The sequence below is a fragment of the Roseovarius sp. B08 genome, from assembly GCF_051417955.1.
In the GTDB taxonomy this organism is placed as follows: Bacteria; Pseudomonadota; Alphaproteobacteria; order Rhodobacterales; family Rhodobacteraceae; genus Roseovarius.
In genome coordinates this window covers 322,209-336,402 of the sequence record NZ_JBPRLW010000001.1, presented here as the reverse complement: position 1 = coordinate 336,402, position 14,194 = coordinate 322,209, and the positions used below count along the sequence as shown (strand labels likewise).

Below are 14,194 nucleotides of genomic sequence, written 5' to 3'. Positions count from 1 at the left end.
GCAATTGGCGAAGACCGACAATCTGAACGCGTACATCATCGCCCCCGACCCCAAGGCGCCGCGCCTGACGCGGGCCGTGGACGGGGTGGATCATGACGGCACTCCCACCAGCATCGCGGTGGTCGAGGAGCGCCCGCTGACCATCTTCCTCAACGGGCAGGAGATCGTCACGGCCATGACCATCGGCGACTATCCCGACTATCTCGCCCTCGGCTTCCTGCGGAACCAGGGGATGCTCAAGGACGGCGAGACGGTAAAGGGCGTCGACTATGACGAGGATCTCGAAACCGTCGTGGTGCGCACCGATGGCGAAACCACCTACGAGGAAAAGCTCAAGAAGAAGACCCGCACCTCCGGCTGTGCCGTGGGCACCGTCTTCGGCGACATGATGGAGGGGCTGGAGGACACGACCCTGCCCGACCTGCGGGTCAAGACCTCGGACCTCTACGCGCTGTCGGCGACGATCAACCGCACGCCGTCGCTCTACCTCGAGGCCGGAGCGATCCACGGCACCGTGCTCTGCCAGGGCGACCGCCCGCTGGTCTACATGGAGGATGTCGGCCGCCACAACGCCGTCGACAAGATCGCCGGCTGGATGCTGTCCGAAGGTGTCTCTCCCGACGACAAGCTGCTCTACACCACCGGCCGGCTGACCTCGGAAATGGTCATCAAGACCGCGCTCATGGGCATCCCCGCCCTCGCCTCCCGCTCCGGCTTCACCGCCTGGGGGGTCGAGATCGCCCGCGAGGTCGGTCTCACGCTTATCGGCCGGATGCGCGGCCGCCGCTTTGTCTGCCTTGCGGGCGAGGAACGGCTGGTGCGCGACGCCGACCCGTCCTCGATCCCCGAGGAGGACAAGAAACACCGCCGCAAAAGCGCCGACGCATGAGCAAACCCTTGGGCGTGATCCTCGCGGGCGGCCTCGCCACCCGGATGGGCGGCGGCGACAAGGGCCTGCTGCCATTGGGCGACGGCACGATACTCGATCAGGTCATCGCCCGCCTCGGTCCGCAGGTTTCCGGCATGGCCCTGAACGCCAACGGCGATCCCGAACGCTTCACGAATCTCGGCCTGCCCGTCCTGCCCGACCCCTGCCGGATTTTCCGGGGCCTCTCGTGGGTGTGCTGGCCGGTCTGGATTGGGCCGCGACCCAAGGCGCGGAGACCATCGCCACCGTCGCAGCAGACACGCCGTTTTTTCCCGAGGCTCTCGTCTCCCATCTCACCGAGACGGCAAAGGACATGCCCCATCCCTTGGTCCTCGCCGCCACCCCGCGCGGCGCGGACGAGAAAACCAAGTCCATGTCCCGCTCCGGCCTCATCCGCCACCCCACTTTCGGCCTCTGGCCCGTGGCCCTGCGCGACGACCTGCGCGCCGCCTTGCAGGACGGCCTGCGCAAGGTCGTCCTCTGGACCGAAAAGCATGGCGGCCGAGAGGCGCTGTTTGACATCCCGGGCGATCCGTTCTTCAACGTGAACACGCCCGAAGATCTGGCGCGGGCGCAGGACATGATGAAAGATCAGGCATGAAACTGTACGGTGTCGTAGGGTGGAAGAACGCCGGCAAGACCGGCCTGATGGAACGGCTCGTGACCGAAATCTCGGGTCGCGGCTTCTCCGTCTCCACTGTCAAGCACGCCCATCACCGCTTCGACGTCGACCACCCCGGAAAAGACAGCCACCGCCACCGGGTCGCCGGCGCCACCGAGGTGCTGCTGGCCTCGCGCAACCGCTTTGCCTTGATGCACGAACTGCGCGACGAGGACGAACCGTCCCTCGACACACTCCTGTCCAAACTCGCACCCGTCGATCTCGTTCTCATAGAAGGCTACAAGCGCGACGCGCATCCCAAGGTCGAGGCGCACCGCGCCGTCACCGGCAACCCGCTGATCGCGCCCGATGACCAGACGATCCGCGCCGTGGCCAGCGACACACCTCTCGACCTCGACCGCCCGGTCTTCGACCTCGACGACACCAAAGCCATCGCCGATTTCATCCTGGGGCAGGTCGGTTTGTGACCGGTTTCGACACGGTCGCGATCGTCGACTGGTCCGGCGGCAACGACACCGGCACACGCCCCCGGAAAGACGCCATATGGCTCGGGATCACCCGTGACGGGATCGATACCGAGCCGCGCTACATTCGCAATCGTGTGGACGCCGAGGCGATCCTCGCCGCTCTCATCGAAACCGAGACAGCCGCCAATCGCCGCCTTTTCATCGGCCTCGATTTCCCTTTCGCCTATCCCGCCGGTTTCTCCCGCGCCCTCACCGGCGCCGACGATCCCTTCGCCGTCTGGGCATGGCTGGCCGATCACGTCACCGACACTCCCAAAGCCAACAACCGCTTCGACGTGGCGGGGCGAGTGAACCGCGCTCTCGGCAACGGCACCGGCCCGTTCTGGGGCAATGGCCGCCCCGGTCACGACGTCCCCGGCCTGCCGCGCACCAAGCAAGGCTATCACAATCCCTTCCCCGACCGCCGCGCGGTCGAACGGAAGGCCAAAGGCAGCTTCACCTGCTGGCAACTCTCTGGCGCGGGCGCGGTCGGCGGCCAGGTCCTCACCGGCTTGCCCGTCCTGCACCGCCTGCGCCAGCGCTTCCCCGACCTCATCGCCGTCTGGCCCTTCGAGCCCCTCGACAAGCTCGTTGCCCTCGTCGAAATCTGGCCCGGCCTCATCCACCCGATCGTCAAGCAGGCCGAGGCGCGGGGCGGCATCCGCGACGCCCACCAGGTCCGCCTGCTGGCCCGGGCCGTCGCCCGCTTGCACCCCGACGCCTTGGCCGCCATGCTGGACGTCACCGCCCCGGTCGAAGGCTGGATCATGGGGCTCGGACACGAGGAAACGCTGATGGCCGCCGCCGACGATACACTTCGCCCCCCGCCCCTGCGCGACGATTGCTTCGCGCTGCCCGCCGGCGTGGACTGGACCCCGGTCGACGACGCGCTGACCCTGCTGCGCGACCGGCTCCACGCCTTCGTCGCGACCGAAACCGTGTCGCTGGACCAGGCCCTGAACCTTATCCTCGCCGCCAACGTCACCGCCAGACGGGCCAACCCGCCCCTGCCCAACACCGCGGTCGACGGCTACGGCTTCGCCCATGCCAGCCTGACCGAGGGCAACCAGACCCTGCCCCTCATCCCCGGTCGCGCCGCCGCAGGCATGGCCTTCGAGGGCACCGTGCCCCCCGGCCATGCCATCCGCATTCTCACCGGCGCGGCCCTGCCGCAGGGCGTCGACACCGTGATCCTGCAAGAGGACGTCACCGCCAGCGACACCGCCATCGCCTTCCGCCCCGGCATCAAGCGCGGCGCCAACACCCGAAAGGCGGGCGAGGACGTACAGGCGGGCGATATGATCCTGCGCAAGGGTCGCAGGCTCACTCCCGCCGACCTCGCCCTCCTGTCGGCCACCGGCAATACCGACCTCCCGGTATATGCCCGCCTGCGCGTTGCCGCCCTCTCCACCGGCGACGAACTGGTCGAGCCGGGCGCCACCGCCGCACCGGGCCAGATCTTCGACGCAAACCGCCCCATGCTCCTGGGCCTCATCGAACGCTTCGGGTTCACCCCTGTCGACCTGGGCCGCGTGCCCGACGACCGCGCGACGCTACGCGCCACACTCGACCGCGGCGCAAAGCAGGCCGATGTGATCCTCACCTCCGGCGGCGCTTCGGCGGGCGACGAAGACCATGTCTCGGCTCTGCTGAACGAGGCCGGCGCGATGTCCCAATGGCGCATCGCGGTCAAGCCGGGCCGCCCACTGGCGCTTGGCCTCTGGAACGGGACCCCGGTCTTCGGCCTTCCGGGCAACCCGGTCGCCGCGCTGGTCTGCACGCTGATCTTCGCCCGCCCCGCCATGGGCCTGCTCTCGGGCGAGGGCTGGAAACGCCCGCAAACCTTTGTCCTGCCCGCGGGCTTCTCGAAGTCCAAGAAACCCGGCCGCCGCGAGTATCTGCGCGCCCGTGTCACCGATGGGCAGGCGGAGGTGTTCAAATCCGAAGGCTCCGGGCGCATCAGCGGACTCAGCTGGGCCGAGGGGCTCGTCGAACTGCCAGACGGCGCCGCCACGGTCAATCCCGGCGACCCGGTCACCTACATCCCGTTTGCCAGCTTCCTCTGACCCGCGCTTTTTCCTGCCCGAAGTAGTCTTGCCGAAGGCATTCTTCTCTTCCGGCGCTCAGGTCCACTTCGCCACTGGCGGCAGGCTCATCAGGACGGCATCGGCATCATGGCCCGTGGCCAGCCCGAACTTGGTGCCCCGGTCGTAGACGAGGTTGTACTCGGCATAAAGCCCACGATGCACCAGCTGCACCTCCTTGTCGGCGTCGCTCCAGTCCTGCGCGCGGCGCTTTTCCACCAGCGGCAGATACGCTTTCAGGAAGGCTCGCCCGATATCCTGCGTCAGGGCGAAATCCGCCTCCCAGTCGCCGGTATTGCGATCATCCATGAAAATGCCGCCCACGCCCCGCGCCCGGTGGCGGTGCGGGATATAGAAATATTCGTCCGCCCAGGTCTTCAGCGCCGGATAGATATCCGTTCCGTGCGGATCCAGATGCGCCTTCTGCTGGCCGTGGAAATGCGCGGTATCCTCGTCATACTCGATGCACGGGTTCAGGTCCGATCCGCCCCCGAACCACCAGGCGTGCGGTGTCCAGAACATCCGCGTGTTCATGTGCACCGCCGGCACATGCGGGTTCTGCATATGGGCCACGAGGCTGATGCCACTGGCCCAAAAACTGGGATCGTTTTCCATCCCCGGCACGCCCCGCGCCGCCATGGCCTTCTGTGCCTGCTCTCCCAGCTGGCCGAACACTTCCGAGACGTTGACGCCCACCTTCTCGAACACGCGCCCGCCGCGCATCACGCTCATCAGCCCGCCGCCCGCGTCCGAGCCGTCCTCGCTGGTGCGCCGGGTAGGTTTCACCTCGAACCGCCCCGCGTCCGCCTCCGACAGCGGGCCGCTCGCGTGGCTGTCCTCCAGCCCCTCGAAGGCCGCGACGATCTCATCGCGCAACTGGTGAAACCATGTCGCTGCGCGGCTTTTCTGCTCTGTCATGTCTGTCATGGTACTTCCTTCAGCGAGACCGCCCCGGCGGGCGTCCGAGCGGGCCCATCAGTGCGCGGGCGCCGACACCGGGTCAAGCAGCGACCGCCCGCCATCCACCGTCATGATCTGCCCGGTCATGAAGCTCGATCCGTCGCAGGCGAGGTATTGTACCGCCTCGGCCATCTCGTTCGGCGCCGCGATCCGCCCCAGCGGCGTATGGGCCTCGATATCCTCGCGATAGGTCTTGTTGTCGCGCAACGTGTCCTGCAACGACGCGCTCATCACCGAGCCGAAGGCCACCGCGTTCACCCGGATCCGGTGCGGCGCCAGCGCCACCGCCAGGCTGCGCGTCATCTGGTCCACCGCCGCCGAGGCGATGGAATAGCCCAGCAGGTCCGGATGCGTCCGCCGCCCGGCAATCGACGACAGGTTCACGATCGAGCCCACCGGTCCCTCGTCGCGGCCCTCCGCCTGCTTGATCATCCGCTTCGCCACCAGCTGGCTCAGCCGCAGCGCGGTCATCAGGTTCTGGTTCCAAAGCTGCTCCACCGCGTCGTCATCGGGGTTGAGCGGGTCCGACGGCAGCATCTGCCGCGACGCGTTCACCAGCACGTCCACGTCCTCGTAGGCGTCGATCGTCGCCGACAACAGGTTGGCCAGCGTCAGCTTTTCGCGCAGATCCCCCGCGTACCAGCGTTTGTTCGCGCCGTCCTCGTTCTCGCCCAGCTCGTGCTTCAGCAGCTTCTCGTTCGTGTCGGCGAACATCACGTTCGCCCCCTTGTCGACGAAATGCCGCCCGATGGCGAGACCCACGCCACTGGCCGCGCCTGTCACGATGGCGGTCTTTCCCTGTATCGAAAAGGACATGGCTCGATCTCTCCCTGATGGCCCGTCGGACCTTGTTAGCGCAACTCAGCCGCGGGTGCGAGACGGTCGTGCCGCCTGAACGATCTTGAACCGGGTATCGCCGCCAATCTCGCGCACGTCGCCGAAATTGGCGGCCAGATCACCCTCGTAGGGCAGATGCCGGTTGGCCACCATGTAAAGCTGCCCGCGCGCGCTCAGCATCCGCGCCGCCGCCCGGATGAAGGCACGTCCCAGCTCGGGGTCGCTGGCCCGCCCGATATGAAAGGGCGGGTTCATCACCACGGCATCCATCGGCCCCGGCGCGGACCAGTTCAGCGCATCGGCCCAGTGAAACACGGCCCGCGCGTCACCCACGTTCTGGCGCGCACAGCCCAGCGCGACGTGATCGGCCTCGACCAGATGCAGTGCCTGCACGCTCTCACGGCTCAGAACGTGATGCGCCAGGTACCCCCAGCCGGCCCCAAGGTCGACCACTTGCGCACCCAGCTTCTCGGGCAGGGCGTCGGCCAGCTGCCGCGACGCCGGGTCCACCCCGTCGGCCGAGAAAACCCCCGGCGCGGTGACGAATGTCCTGCCACCCTCTTCGACCGTCCCGCGTTCCGCCAGCGCCCAGTCGGAAAAATCGGCCCCTGCCTCGATGCTGAACAGCTTGCCATGCGCCTTCGACAGCGGCGCCGACACCTCGGCGCGCTTGCGACAGGCTTTCAGGATCGATTCGATCCCGTCCGTCTTGGCCCCGTCCACCACCACGATCCCGTCGCTGACACTTGCGGCCTCGGCAATCAGCCCCTGGCACAATGCCTTGGCGCGCGTGGCAAAGACCACCGCCGCGCCATACCGCCCCTCGGCCTCCAGCACACAGTCCCAACCGTCAGCCTGAAACGCCTCCCAATCCGGCCGGAGGCGCGTGATGATCTGGGTACGGTCCTTGGGCAGCGCCGACAGATCCGCCCCCGTGCGCGGCGCGAACACGGCCACCCGCGCGCCCTCGGGCCACGCGATCATGCCATCTTCCACGGCCAGCGACAGGCGCGATGCCGTGCTCACCCTATTCCTTTTCCATGGTGCATTGCAGCGGATGCTGGTGGCGCCGGGCGAAATCCATCACCTGCCCCACCTTGGTCTCCGCGATCTCGTGGCTGAATACGCCCACGACCGCGACACCCTTCTTGTGCACGGTCAGCATGATCTCGAACGCCTGTGCGTGATTCATGCCGAAGAATCGCTCCAGCACCGCCACGACGAATTCCATCGGCGTGTAATCGTCGTTCAGCAGCAACACCTTGTAAAGTGGCGGCCGCTTCGTCTTGGGCTTGGTATCGACGACCACGGCGGCATCGCCGTCGCCGTCATCGTCCTTGCCCGACATGATCACCTGGTGCTGCATCGATCCCCGTTGCGCGTATGGCATTTCGTGAGCGTTTTATATAACTTCCAGAATGCGTCTGAAAAGGGGGCGCAACCGGGGCAAAGGTCGCAATGGCGCAAAATATCACGACAATCGCATTCGATGCCGACGACACGCTCTGGCACAACGAACGGTTCTTCAAGCTGACCCAGGACAGATTCGCCGATCTCCTGCGCGATTACGTCGAAGGGCCTCACCTTGCCGAGCATCTGCTGGCCGCCGAGAAACGCAACCTCGGACATTACGGATTCGGCATCAAGGGCTTTACCCTGTCGATGATCGAAACCGCCATCGACGTGACGGACGGCCGCGTTCCCGCCTCGGTCATTTCCGAACTGATCGCGGCGGGGCGCGAGATGCTGGAACATCCCATCGAGCTTCTGCCCCATGCCCGCGACGCGGTCGAGGCGGTGGCGGGCACCCACCGCGTGCTGCTGGTGACCAAGGGCGACCTTCTCGACCAGGAGCGCAAGCTGGCCCAGTCCGGTTTGGGCGATCTTTTCGACGCGGTCGAGATCGTCTCGGACAAGACGCCGGACGTCTACACCCGCATCTTCGACCGCCACGGCGACGGCGCGTCTCGCGCGCTGATGGCCGGCAATTCCCTGCGCTCGGACGTGAACCCGGTGATCGCCGCCGGCGGCTGGGGCGTGCACGTCCCCCACGACCTCACCTGGGGCTACGAAGTCGACGACGCACCCGAGGATGCCACGCGGTTCCGAAAGGTGCAGGATTTGGGCGAATTGCCCGCGCTGGTCGAAGCGATCGGATGAAGCCGTGCCCCCCTGTCCCGGACTTGATCCGGGACCTCGCGCCGCTGAATGACCATGAACCGGCGCGCACATTCCCCGCGTAGGGTGGGTGAAAACCCACCACACCCCAACCGTCAACCCTATTCCAGAACCGCCGCCGCTTCGATCAACCCGGCGCCGCCCTTGTTCTGCAACAACACCACCACCGGCGCATCGCCGCCGGCCTCCGCGGCCAAACGCAACGGCGCCGCCCCATCCCATTTGCCAAGCTCCCGCATCTCGGTCACCACATTGGCATAGGTGATCGTCCGACCCGCGTTCTCGCCGCGCTTGATATGCACCGTACTTTCCGGTTGGAACCGCACCAGCTGCACCGTCAGCGGCCCGTCAAGTTCTGCAAGGGGCTCTGCCTCGACCACCACGCTATCGCCCTGCCGCGTCAGGTCCATATCCACCGTTTGCGGCAGCCGCCGGTGCCTGTCGATCACGTCCACCACATCCATGGGCCGGTTGCCGACCACGTCGTCGGCCCCGTTGATCACCATCTGCGGGGTATAGATCACGTTCCGCTCCGCCGTCTTGGCATAGGCCCTCTGCCGCTTGGTATGCGCGGGGCTCGCGAAACTGTCCTTCCAGCCAATGTAATCCCAGTAATCCACGTGCAACGACAGCGCGATCACGTCTTCATGCTTCGCCAGCTTGTGAAAGAACTTGTCCGCTTCGGGGCAGGACGAGCAGCCCTGGCTGGTGAACAATTCCACCACCACGGGGCGGCCCGTATCCTGTGCCGCCACCGGTGCCGCGAAAAACAGCACAAGGGCCGCAGCCCCCGTGTACACTTTGCTGAAATCCATGTCTGGCGCTCTACTTCGTTGTTCGTGACGTCGCTTCTGAGTATTCATCCCGGCATGAAACTGCCAATCAAGGTTTCGAGAGAGTCGCGTGAAAACTGTAACATTCACAAATTGTGTGCAATAGTATACAATAATTGCCTGCCCCTCTTGAACGACTCCCCGGTTTCGGTCAGAAGCAAGCCAGACAATCCTGCCTTCATACGTGAAAGGATATCCAGATGCCCATCACCGTCGGTCACGACAGCTCCAAGACCCGCAAGACCCTGAAGGTCGGCGACACCTCCGTCGCCTACTATTCCATCGCCGCCGCCGAAGAGGCGGGCCTTGGCGATTTCTCCAAGCTGCCCGCCGCGCTGAAGGTGGTGCTGGAAAACATGCTGCGCTTCGAGGACGGCAAAACCGTCACCACCGACGACATCATGGCATTCTCCGACTGGGCCAAGGAAGGCGGCAAGGGCACGCGCGAACTCTCCTACCGGCCCGCCCGCGTGCTGATGCAGGATTTCACCGGCGTCCCCGCCGTGGTGGACCTCGCCGCGATGCGTGACGGAATCAAGGAACTGGGCGGCGACGCGCAGAAGATCAACCCGCTCAACCCCGTCGACCTGGTGATCGACCACTCGGTCATGATCGACGAATTCGGCAACCCCCGCGCCTTCCAGATGAACGTCGACCGCGAGTACGAGCGGAACATGGAACGCTACCAATTCCTGAAATGGGGCCAGGGTGCCTTCAACAACTTCCGCGTCGTGCCACCGGGCACCGGCATCTGCCACCAGGTGAACCTCGAATACCTGGCGCAAACCGTCTGGACCGACGAGGACCAGAACGGCGAAACCGTCGCCTATCCCGACACGCTCGTGGGCACCGACAGCCACACCACCATGGTCAACGGCGCGTCCGTCCTCGGCTGGGGCGTCGGCGGGATCGAGGCCGAGGCCGCCATGCTGGGCCAGCCGATCTCGATGCTCATCCCCGAGGTCGTCGGTTTCGAGCTTTCCGGCAAGATGGTCGAAGGCACCACCGGCACCGACCTCGTGCTCAAGGTCGTGGAAATGCTGCGCGAGAAGGGCGTCGTTGGCAAGTTCGTCGAATTCTACGGCGACGGGCTCGACACCCTGCCGCTGGCCGACCGCGCAACCATCGCCAACATGGCCCCCGAATATGGCGCCACCTGCGGCTTCTTCCCGATCGACGACGAGACCCTGCGCTACCTGCGTCAGACCGGCCGTGACGAGGACCGCATCGCGCTGGTGGAAACCTACGCCAAGGAAAACGGCTTCTGGCGCGGGCCGGATTACAACCCGGTCTACACCGACACGCTGCATCTCGACATGGGCACCATCGTGCCCGCCATCTCCGGCCCCAAGCGCCCGCAGGACTACATCGCCCTCGACAAGGCCGCGACCGCCTTCCACGCCTACGTCAAGGGCATCCGCGAAGGCAAGGATGCCAGCGCCGACACCGAGGCCCGCTGGGAAGGCGAAGGCGGCGCACCCGAGCCGCGCGACATCCCCGGCAACGAAGGTCATCACAGGATGGGCTTCTACACCGACGAGGACGGCAACAGCCACCAGTTGCATGACGGCTCGGTGGTGATCGCCTCGATCACCTCCTGCACCAACACCTCCAACCCCTACGTGATGATCGGCGCCGGCCTCGTGGCCCGCAAGGCGCACGAACTGGGCCTCACCCGCAAGCCCTGGGTCAAGACCTCGCTCGCGCCGGGCTCCCAGGTGGTGTCGCACTACCTCGAGGCCGCCGGGCTCCAGGACGATCTCGACGCCATCGGCTTCAACCTCGTGGGCTACGGCTGCACCACCTGCATCGGCAACTCCGGCCCGCTGGCCGAACCGATCTCAAAGTCGATCAACGACAACGACCTGATCGGCGTGTCGGTGCTCTCAGGCAACCGCAACTTCGAGGGCCGCATTTCTCCCGACGTGCGCGCCAACTACCTCGCCTCGCCGCCGCTGGTGGTGGCCTACGCGCTGGTGGGCGACATGAACGTCGACATCGCCAACGACCCGCTGGGTCAGGACAAGAACGGCAACGACGTCTACCTCAAGGACATCTGGCCGTCGCAAAGCGAAATCGCCGAGCTGGTCGAAAAGACCGTCACCCGCGAGGCGTTCCAGTCGAAATACGCCGACGTCTTCAAGGGCGACGAGAAATGGCAGGAGGTCGAGACCTCCGACGCCGAAACCTACGACTGGCCGCCGCAATCGACCTACGTCCAGAACCCGCCCTACTTCCAGGGCATGAGCAAGGACCCCGGCACGATTTCAAACATCGAGGGCGCCCGTGTTCTGGCGCTCCTGGGCGACATGGTCACCACCGACCACATCTCGCCCGCCGGTTCGTTCAAGGAAACCACGCCCGCCGGGCAATACCTGCGCGAACGCCAGGTGCCGGTGCGCGAGTTCAACTCCTACGGCTCGCGCCGCGGCAACCACGAGGTGATGATGCGCGGCACCTTCGCCAACATCCGCATCAAGAACGAGATGCTGGATGGCGTCGAAGGCGGCTACACTAAAGGCCCCGACGGCAAGGAGACGTCGATCTACGACGCGGCCATGGCCTACCAGGAGCAAGGCACACCGCTGGTGATCTTCGGTGGCGAGCAATACGGCGCGGGCTCCAGCCGCGACTGGGCCGCCAAGGGCACCGCGCTTCTGGGCGTCAAGGCCGTGATCGCCGAGAATTTCGAGCGCATCCACCGCTCGAACCTCGTCGGCATGGGCGTCATCCCGTTCGAGTTCACCGGCGGCGACACCCGCAAGACGCTGGAACTCACCGGCGACGAAGAGGTCTCGATCCACGGTCTGGACGACATCAAGCCGCAGGCCGAAGTGCCCTGCACGATCACCTATAAAGACGGCTCGACGAAGGAGATCACCCTCAAGTGCCGGATCGATACGGCGATCGAGATCGAATATGTCGAACACGGCGGCGTGCTGCACTACGTCCTGCGCAACCTCGCGCAGGCACCCATGGCCGCCGAGTAAGCAACGCAGAACCAAACGCAGGGCGGGGATTTTCCCCGCCCTGTTTCTTTTTTTGCCCCCCGGCTCGACGCACCCGGATTCTTGAAAAGAATCCGACCCGATTTCTTTTCAAGAAATCGCCCCCCCCGCGCCAAACTCGATCCCCACCCGCGTAGGGTGGGTGACAACCCACCTCAGACCCACGCCTTCCGTCCCGCTCCCCTTGCCGACCACCCCCACGGCCCGTATCTATGTCCCAACACCCTTCAAACCCCGGGAGAGAACGATGTTCAAAGGATTAGGCCAGCTTGGCGACATGAGCAAAATGATGAAGGCCGCGCAGGAAATGCAGACCAAGATAGCCGAGCTTCAGGAAGAGATGCACAACATCACCGTCACCGGCGAATCCGGCGCGGGCCTGGTCAAGGCCGTCTGCTCCGCCAAGGGCGAGCTGAAAAGCCTCGATATCGACCCCTCGATCTTCAACTCCGACGACAAGGAAGTGGTCGAGGACCTGATCCTCGCCGCCATCAAGGACGCGCAGGCCAAGGCCAGCGAAAAGGCGCAGGAGGAGATGGGCAAGCTGACCGAGGGCATGGGCCTGCCCGAAGGCATGAAGCTGCCGTTCTGAGGCGCCCCCCGCGCTCATGAACTCCACTCGCGACATCGACGCCCTGATCGAGATGATGGCCAAGCTGCCGGGCCTGGGCCCGCGCTCGGCCCGCCGCGCGGTGCTGCACATGATCCGCAAGCGCGAGCTTCTGCTGTCGCCGCTTGCGGACCTCATGGGCCAGGTCGCCCTCACGGCCCGCGAATGCATCGTCTGCGGCAATGTCGGCACCACCGAGACCTGCGATATCTGCCTGTCGGCGAAACGCGCCAACGGCATGATCTGCGTGGTCGAGGACGTGGCCGACCTCTGGGCGATGGAACGCGCGGGCGTCTTCAAGGGCCGCTACCACGTGCTCGGCGGCACGCTTTCTGCGCTCGACCAGGTCGGCCCCGAACAGCTCCGCATCCCCCGGCTCGTGGACCGCATCGAGACGGAAAACATCACCGAGGTCATTTTGGCGCTGGCCGCCACCGTCGACGGCCAGACCACGGCCCATTACATCGCCGACCAGCTCGAGGACCGCGTCACCCTCACCTCGCTGGCGCAAGGCGTCCCCATCGGCGGCGAGCTCGATTATCTCGACGACGGCACCATCACCGCCGCCCTCAATGCCCGCAAGGCACTCTGATCCGCTCCTGACGCGACCTGTCCGCAACACCCCGTAGGGTGGGTGAAAACCCACCACTTTGGTGGGTGACAACCCACCACTCCGATGGGTGAAAGCCCACGCCCCCAACATGACGTCCCCGAACAACACCACCCGCGCCATCCTCGTCATCACCTTCGCGGTGGCGGCCCTCGCGCTCGGCGACGCGCTGATCAAGCTCTCATCGGGCGCGAAATCGCTCTGGCAGATGTTCATCCTGCGCTCGGCCCTCGTGCTGCCCGTACTGCTGGCCCTCATGGCGCTCTTCGCGCGGTCCGCCTTTGCCCTGCGCCACCCCGGCTGGACCGGCCTGCGCAGCCTGGTCCTCGTCGCGATGTGGGTCGCCTACTATGCCGCCCTGCCGCATGTGCCGCTGTCGGTCGCGGCGGCGGGCTATTACACCTCGCCGCTCTTCATCACGCTCTTCGGCGCGCTGGCCACCCGCAGCGCCATCGCCCCGCGCCACTGGCTCGCCGTGGCGATCGGCTTTGCCGGCGTGCTCCTGATCATCAAGCCCACACCCTCGGGCCTTTCGGCCTACGCGCTCCTGCCTCTGCTCGCGGCCATGCTCTATGCCGTCGCCATGCTGATGACCGGAACGCGCTGCCGGGGCGAGCACCCGCTGATGCTCTCGGCCGTGCTGAACGTCGCCTTCATCCTGGCGGGCGGCTTCGCCTTTGCCCTCCTGCCGGCCCCGACGGGCACGCCCGCGCCCTTCACGGCAGCATGGACAACGCTCGACGCCGCCGACTGGCGCACCATCGCGGTGCTCGCCACCGCCATCCTGATCGGCAGCATCGGAGCCGCCTATGCCTACCAGAACGGACCGCCTGCCGTGATCGGCACGTTCGACTTCACCTATGTCGGGTTCTCGGCGCTCTGGGGCTGGCTCATCTTCACCGAACGCCCCGACGCGCTCTCGTCGCTCGGCATTGCGTGCATCGTCGGCGCGGGCCTGCTAGCCATCTCGCGCCCCGCAGCCGTCCCCTGATCACGCGCGCCGCCCAAGAAAAAACCG

The 14,194-nt window shown here is 65.9% G+C and carries 13 protein-coding genes and 1 pseudogene; 9 read left to right on the top strand and 5 right to left on the bottom strand.

All coding sequences use genetic code 11. The features are described from left to right. Nucleotides 1-4 precede the first annotated feature (4 nt). The 4 genes and pseudogenes from fdhD (at nt 5) to ACSQ76_RS01635 (ending at nt 4,122) form a co-directional block, all read left to right on the top strand. Nucleotides 5-889 (top strand): formate dehydrogenase accessory sulfurtransferase FdhD, encoded by an 885-nt coding sequence (gene fdhD, locus ACSQ76_RS01650; RefSeq protein ID WP_437155200.1) that lies wholly within the window; start codon nt 5-7, stop codon nt 887-889. Next, nucleotides 886-1,529: pseudogene (gene mobA / locus ACSQ76_RS01645) on the top strand (molybdenum cofactor guanylyltransferase MobA). The gene fdhD and the pseudogene mobA overlap by 4 nt, the downstream one beginning before the upstream one ends. Next, nucleotides 1,526-2,017: a molybdopterin-guanine dinucleotide biosynthesis protein B gene (gene mobB / locus ACSQ76_RS01640; protein WP_437155199.1), complete on the top strand. Its 492-nt coding sequence runs from the start codon at nt 1,526-1,528 to the stop codon at nt 2,015-2,017. Before mobA ends, mobB begins: the two are co-directional and overlap by 4 nt. Beyond that, entirely contained in the window at nt 2,014-4,122 is a 2,109-nt protein-coding gene (locus ACSQ76_RS01635; protein WP_437155198.1) for a molybdopterin-binding protein, read from the top strand. Before mobB ends, ACSQ76_RS01635 begins: the two co-directional genes overlap by 4 nt. A 57-nt stretch (nt 4,123-4,179) precedes the next feature. On the opposite strand, the gene hemF is transcribed toward ACSQ76_RS01635, so the two are convergent. The 4 genes from hemF to clpS are packed head-to-tail and all read right to left on the bottom strand — an operon-like array spanning nt 4,180 to nt 7,303. Then, entirely contained in the window at nt 4,180-5,067 is an 888-nt protein-coding gene (hemF, locus tag ACSQ76_RS01630) for an oxygen-dependent coproporphyrinogen oxidase (protein WP_437155197.1), read from the bottom strand. Nucleotides 5,068-5,115: 48 nt separating this feature from the next. Further along, a complete protein-coding gene (locus ACSQ76_RS01625; RefSeq protein WP_306130907.1) occupies nt 5,116-5,916 on the bottom strand; it encodes an SDR family NAD(P)-dependent oxidoreductase in 801 nt (266 codons plus the stop codon). A 45-nt stretch (nt 5,917-5,961) separates the two neighbouring features. Further along, a complete protein-coding gene (locus ACSQ76_RS01620; protein ID WP_437158141.1) occupies nt 5,962-6,921 on the bottom strand; it encodes a class I SAM-dependent methyltransferase in 960 nt (319 codons plus the stop codon). A gap of 43 nt (nt 6,922-6,964) precedes the next feature. Next, nucleotides 6,965-7,303: an ATP-dependent Clp protease adapter ClpS gene (clpS, locus tag ACSQ76_RS01615; RefSeq protein ID WP_103763109.1), complete on the bottom strand. Its 339-nt coding sequence runs from the start codon at nt 7,301-7,303 to the stop codon at nt 6,965-6,967. Nucleotides 7,304-7,395: 92 nt separating this feature from the next. Between clpS and ACSQ76_RS01610 the strand changes: the two genes are divergently transcribed. Then, a complete protein-coding gene (locus tag ACSQ76_RS01610; protein WP_437155196.1) occupies nt 7,396-8,097 on the top strand; it encodes an HAD family hydrolase in 702 nt (233 codons plus the stop codon). Between the two features lie 119 nt (nt 8,098-8,216). Here the strand turns inward: ACSQ76_RS01610 and ACSQ76_RS01605 are convergent, their stop codons facing one another. Continuing rightward, on the bottom strand, nt 8,217-8,930 hold the full coding sequence (locus ACSQ76_RS01605) for a DUF1223 domain-containing protein (protein WP_437155195.1): 714 nt from the start codon (nt 8,928-8,930) through the stop codon (nt 8,217-8,219). Between the two features lie 218 nt (nt 8,931-9,148). Here ACSQ76_RS01605 and acnA point away from each other — a divergent pair, with 218 nt between their 5' ends. The 4 genes from acnA to ACSQ76_RS01585 all read left to right on the top strand — a co-directional run bounded on the left by acnA (nt 9,149) and on the right by ACSQ76_RS01585 (nt 14,167). Next, nucleotides 9,149-11,938, top strand: coding sequence for an aconitate hydratase AcnA (gene acnA, locus ACSQ76_RS01600; RefSeq protein WP_437155194.1), 2,790 nt, complete (start codon nt 9,149-9,151; stop codon nt 11,936-11,938). 265 nt (nt 11,939-12,203) lie between these two features. Further along, nucleotides 12,204-12,548 (top strand): YbaB/EbfC family nucleoid-associated protein, encoded by a 345-nt coding sequence (locus ACSQ76_RS01595; protein ID WP_437155193.1) that lies wholly within the window; start codon nt 12,204-12,206, stop codon nt 12,546-12,548. 16 nt (nt 12,549-12,564) lie between these two features. Further along, complete coding sequence (gene recR, locus ACSQ76_RS01590; protein ID WP_437155192.1) at nt 12,565-13,158, top strand: recombination mediator RecR; 594 nt, start codon at nt 12,565-12,567, stop codon at nt 13,156-13,158. A 109-nt stretch (nt 13,159-13,267) separates the two neighbouring features. Then, on the top strand, nt 13,268-14,167 hold the full coding sequence (locus ACSQ76_RS01585) for a DMT family transporter (RefSeq protein ID WP_437155191.1): 900 nt from the start codon (nt 13,268-13,270) through the stop codon (nt 14,165-14,167). Nucleotides 14,168-14,194 lie beyond the last annotated feature (27 nt).

What these genes read in the sequence shown, in the direction of transcription:
- mobB (WP_437155199.1), top strand. Translation starts at nt 1,526, where the DNA reads ATGAAACTGTACGGTGTCGTAGGGTGGAAGAACGCCGGCAAGACCGGC.
- hemF (WP_437155197.1), bottom strand. Translation starts at nt 5,067, where the DNA reads ATGACAGACATGACAGAGCAGAAAAGCCGCGCAGCGACATGGTTTCAC.
- ACSQ76_RS01625 (WP_306130907.1), bottom strand. Translation starts at nt 5,916, where the DNA reads ATGTCCTTTTCGATACAGGGAAAGACCGCCATCGTGACAGGCGCGGCC.
- ACSQ76_RS01620 (WP_437158141.1), bottom strand. Translation starts at nt 6,921, where the DNA reads ATGATCGCGTGGCCCGAGGGCGCGCGGGTGGCCGTGTTCGCGCCGCGC.
- clpS (WP_103763109.1), bottom strand. Translation starts at nt 7,303, where the DNA reads ATGCAGCACCAGGTGATCATGTCGGGCAAGGACGATGACGGCGACGGC.
- ACSQ76_RS01610 (WP_437155196.1), top strand. Translation starts at nt 7,396, where the DNA reads ATGGCGCAAAATATCACGACAATCGCATTCGATGCCGACGACACGCTC.
- ACSQ76_RS01605 (WP_437155195.1), bottom strand. Translation starts at nt 8,930, where the DNA reads ATGGATTTCAGCAAAGTGTACACGGGGGCTGCGGCCCTTGTGCTGTTT.
- acnA (WP_437155194.1), top strand. Translation starts at nt 9,149, where the DNA reads ATGCCCATCACCGTCGGTCACGACAGCTCCAAGACCCGCAAGACCCTG.
- ACSQ76_RS01595 (WP_437155193.1), top strand. Translation starts at nt 12,204, where the DNA reads ATGTTCAAAGGATTAGGCCAGCTTGGCGACATGAGCAAAATGATGAAG.
- recR (WP_437155192.1), top strand. Translation starts at nt 12,565, where the DNA reads ATGAACTCCACTCGCGACATCGACGCCCTGATCGAGATGATGGCCAAG.
- ACSQ76_RS01585 (WP_437155191.1), top strand. Translation starts at nt 13,268, where the DNA reads ATGACGTCCCCGAACAACACCACCCGCGCCATCCTCGTCATCACCTTC.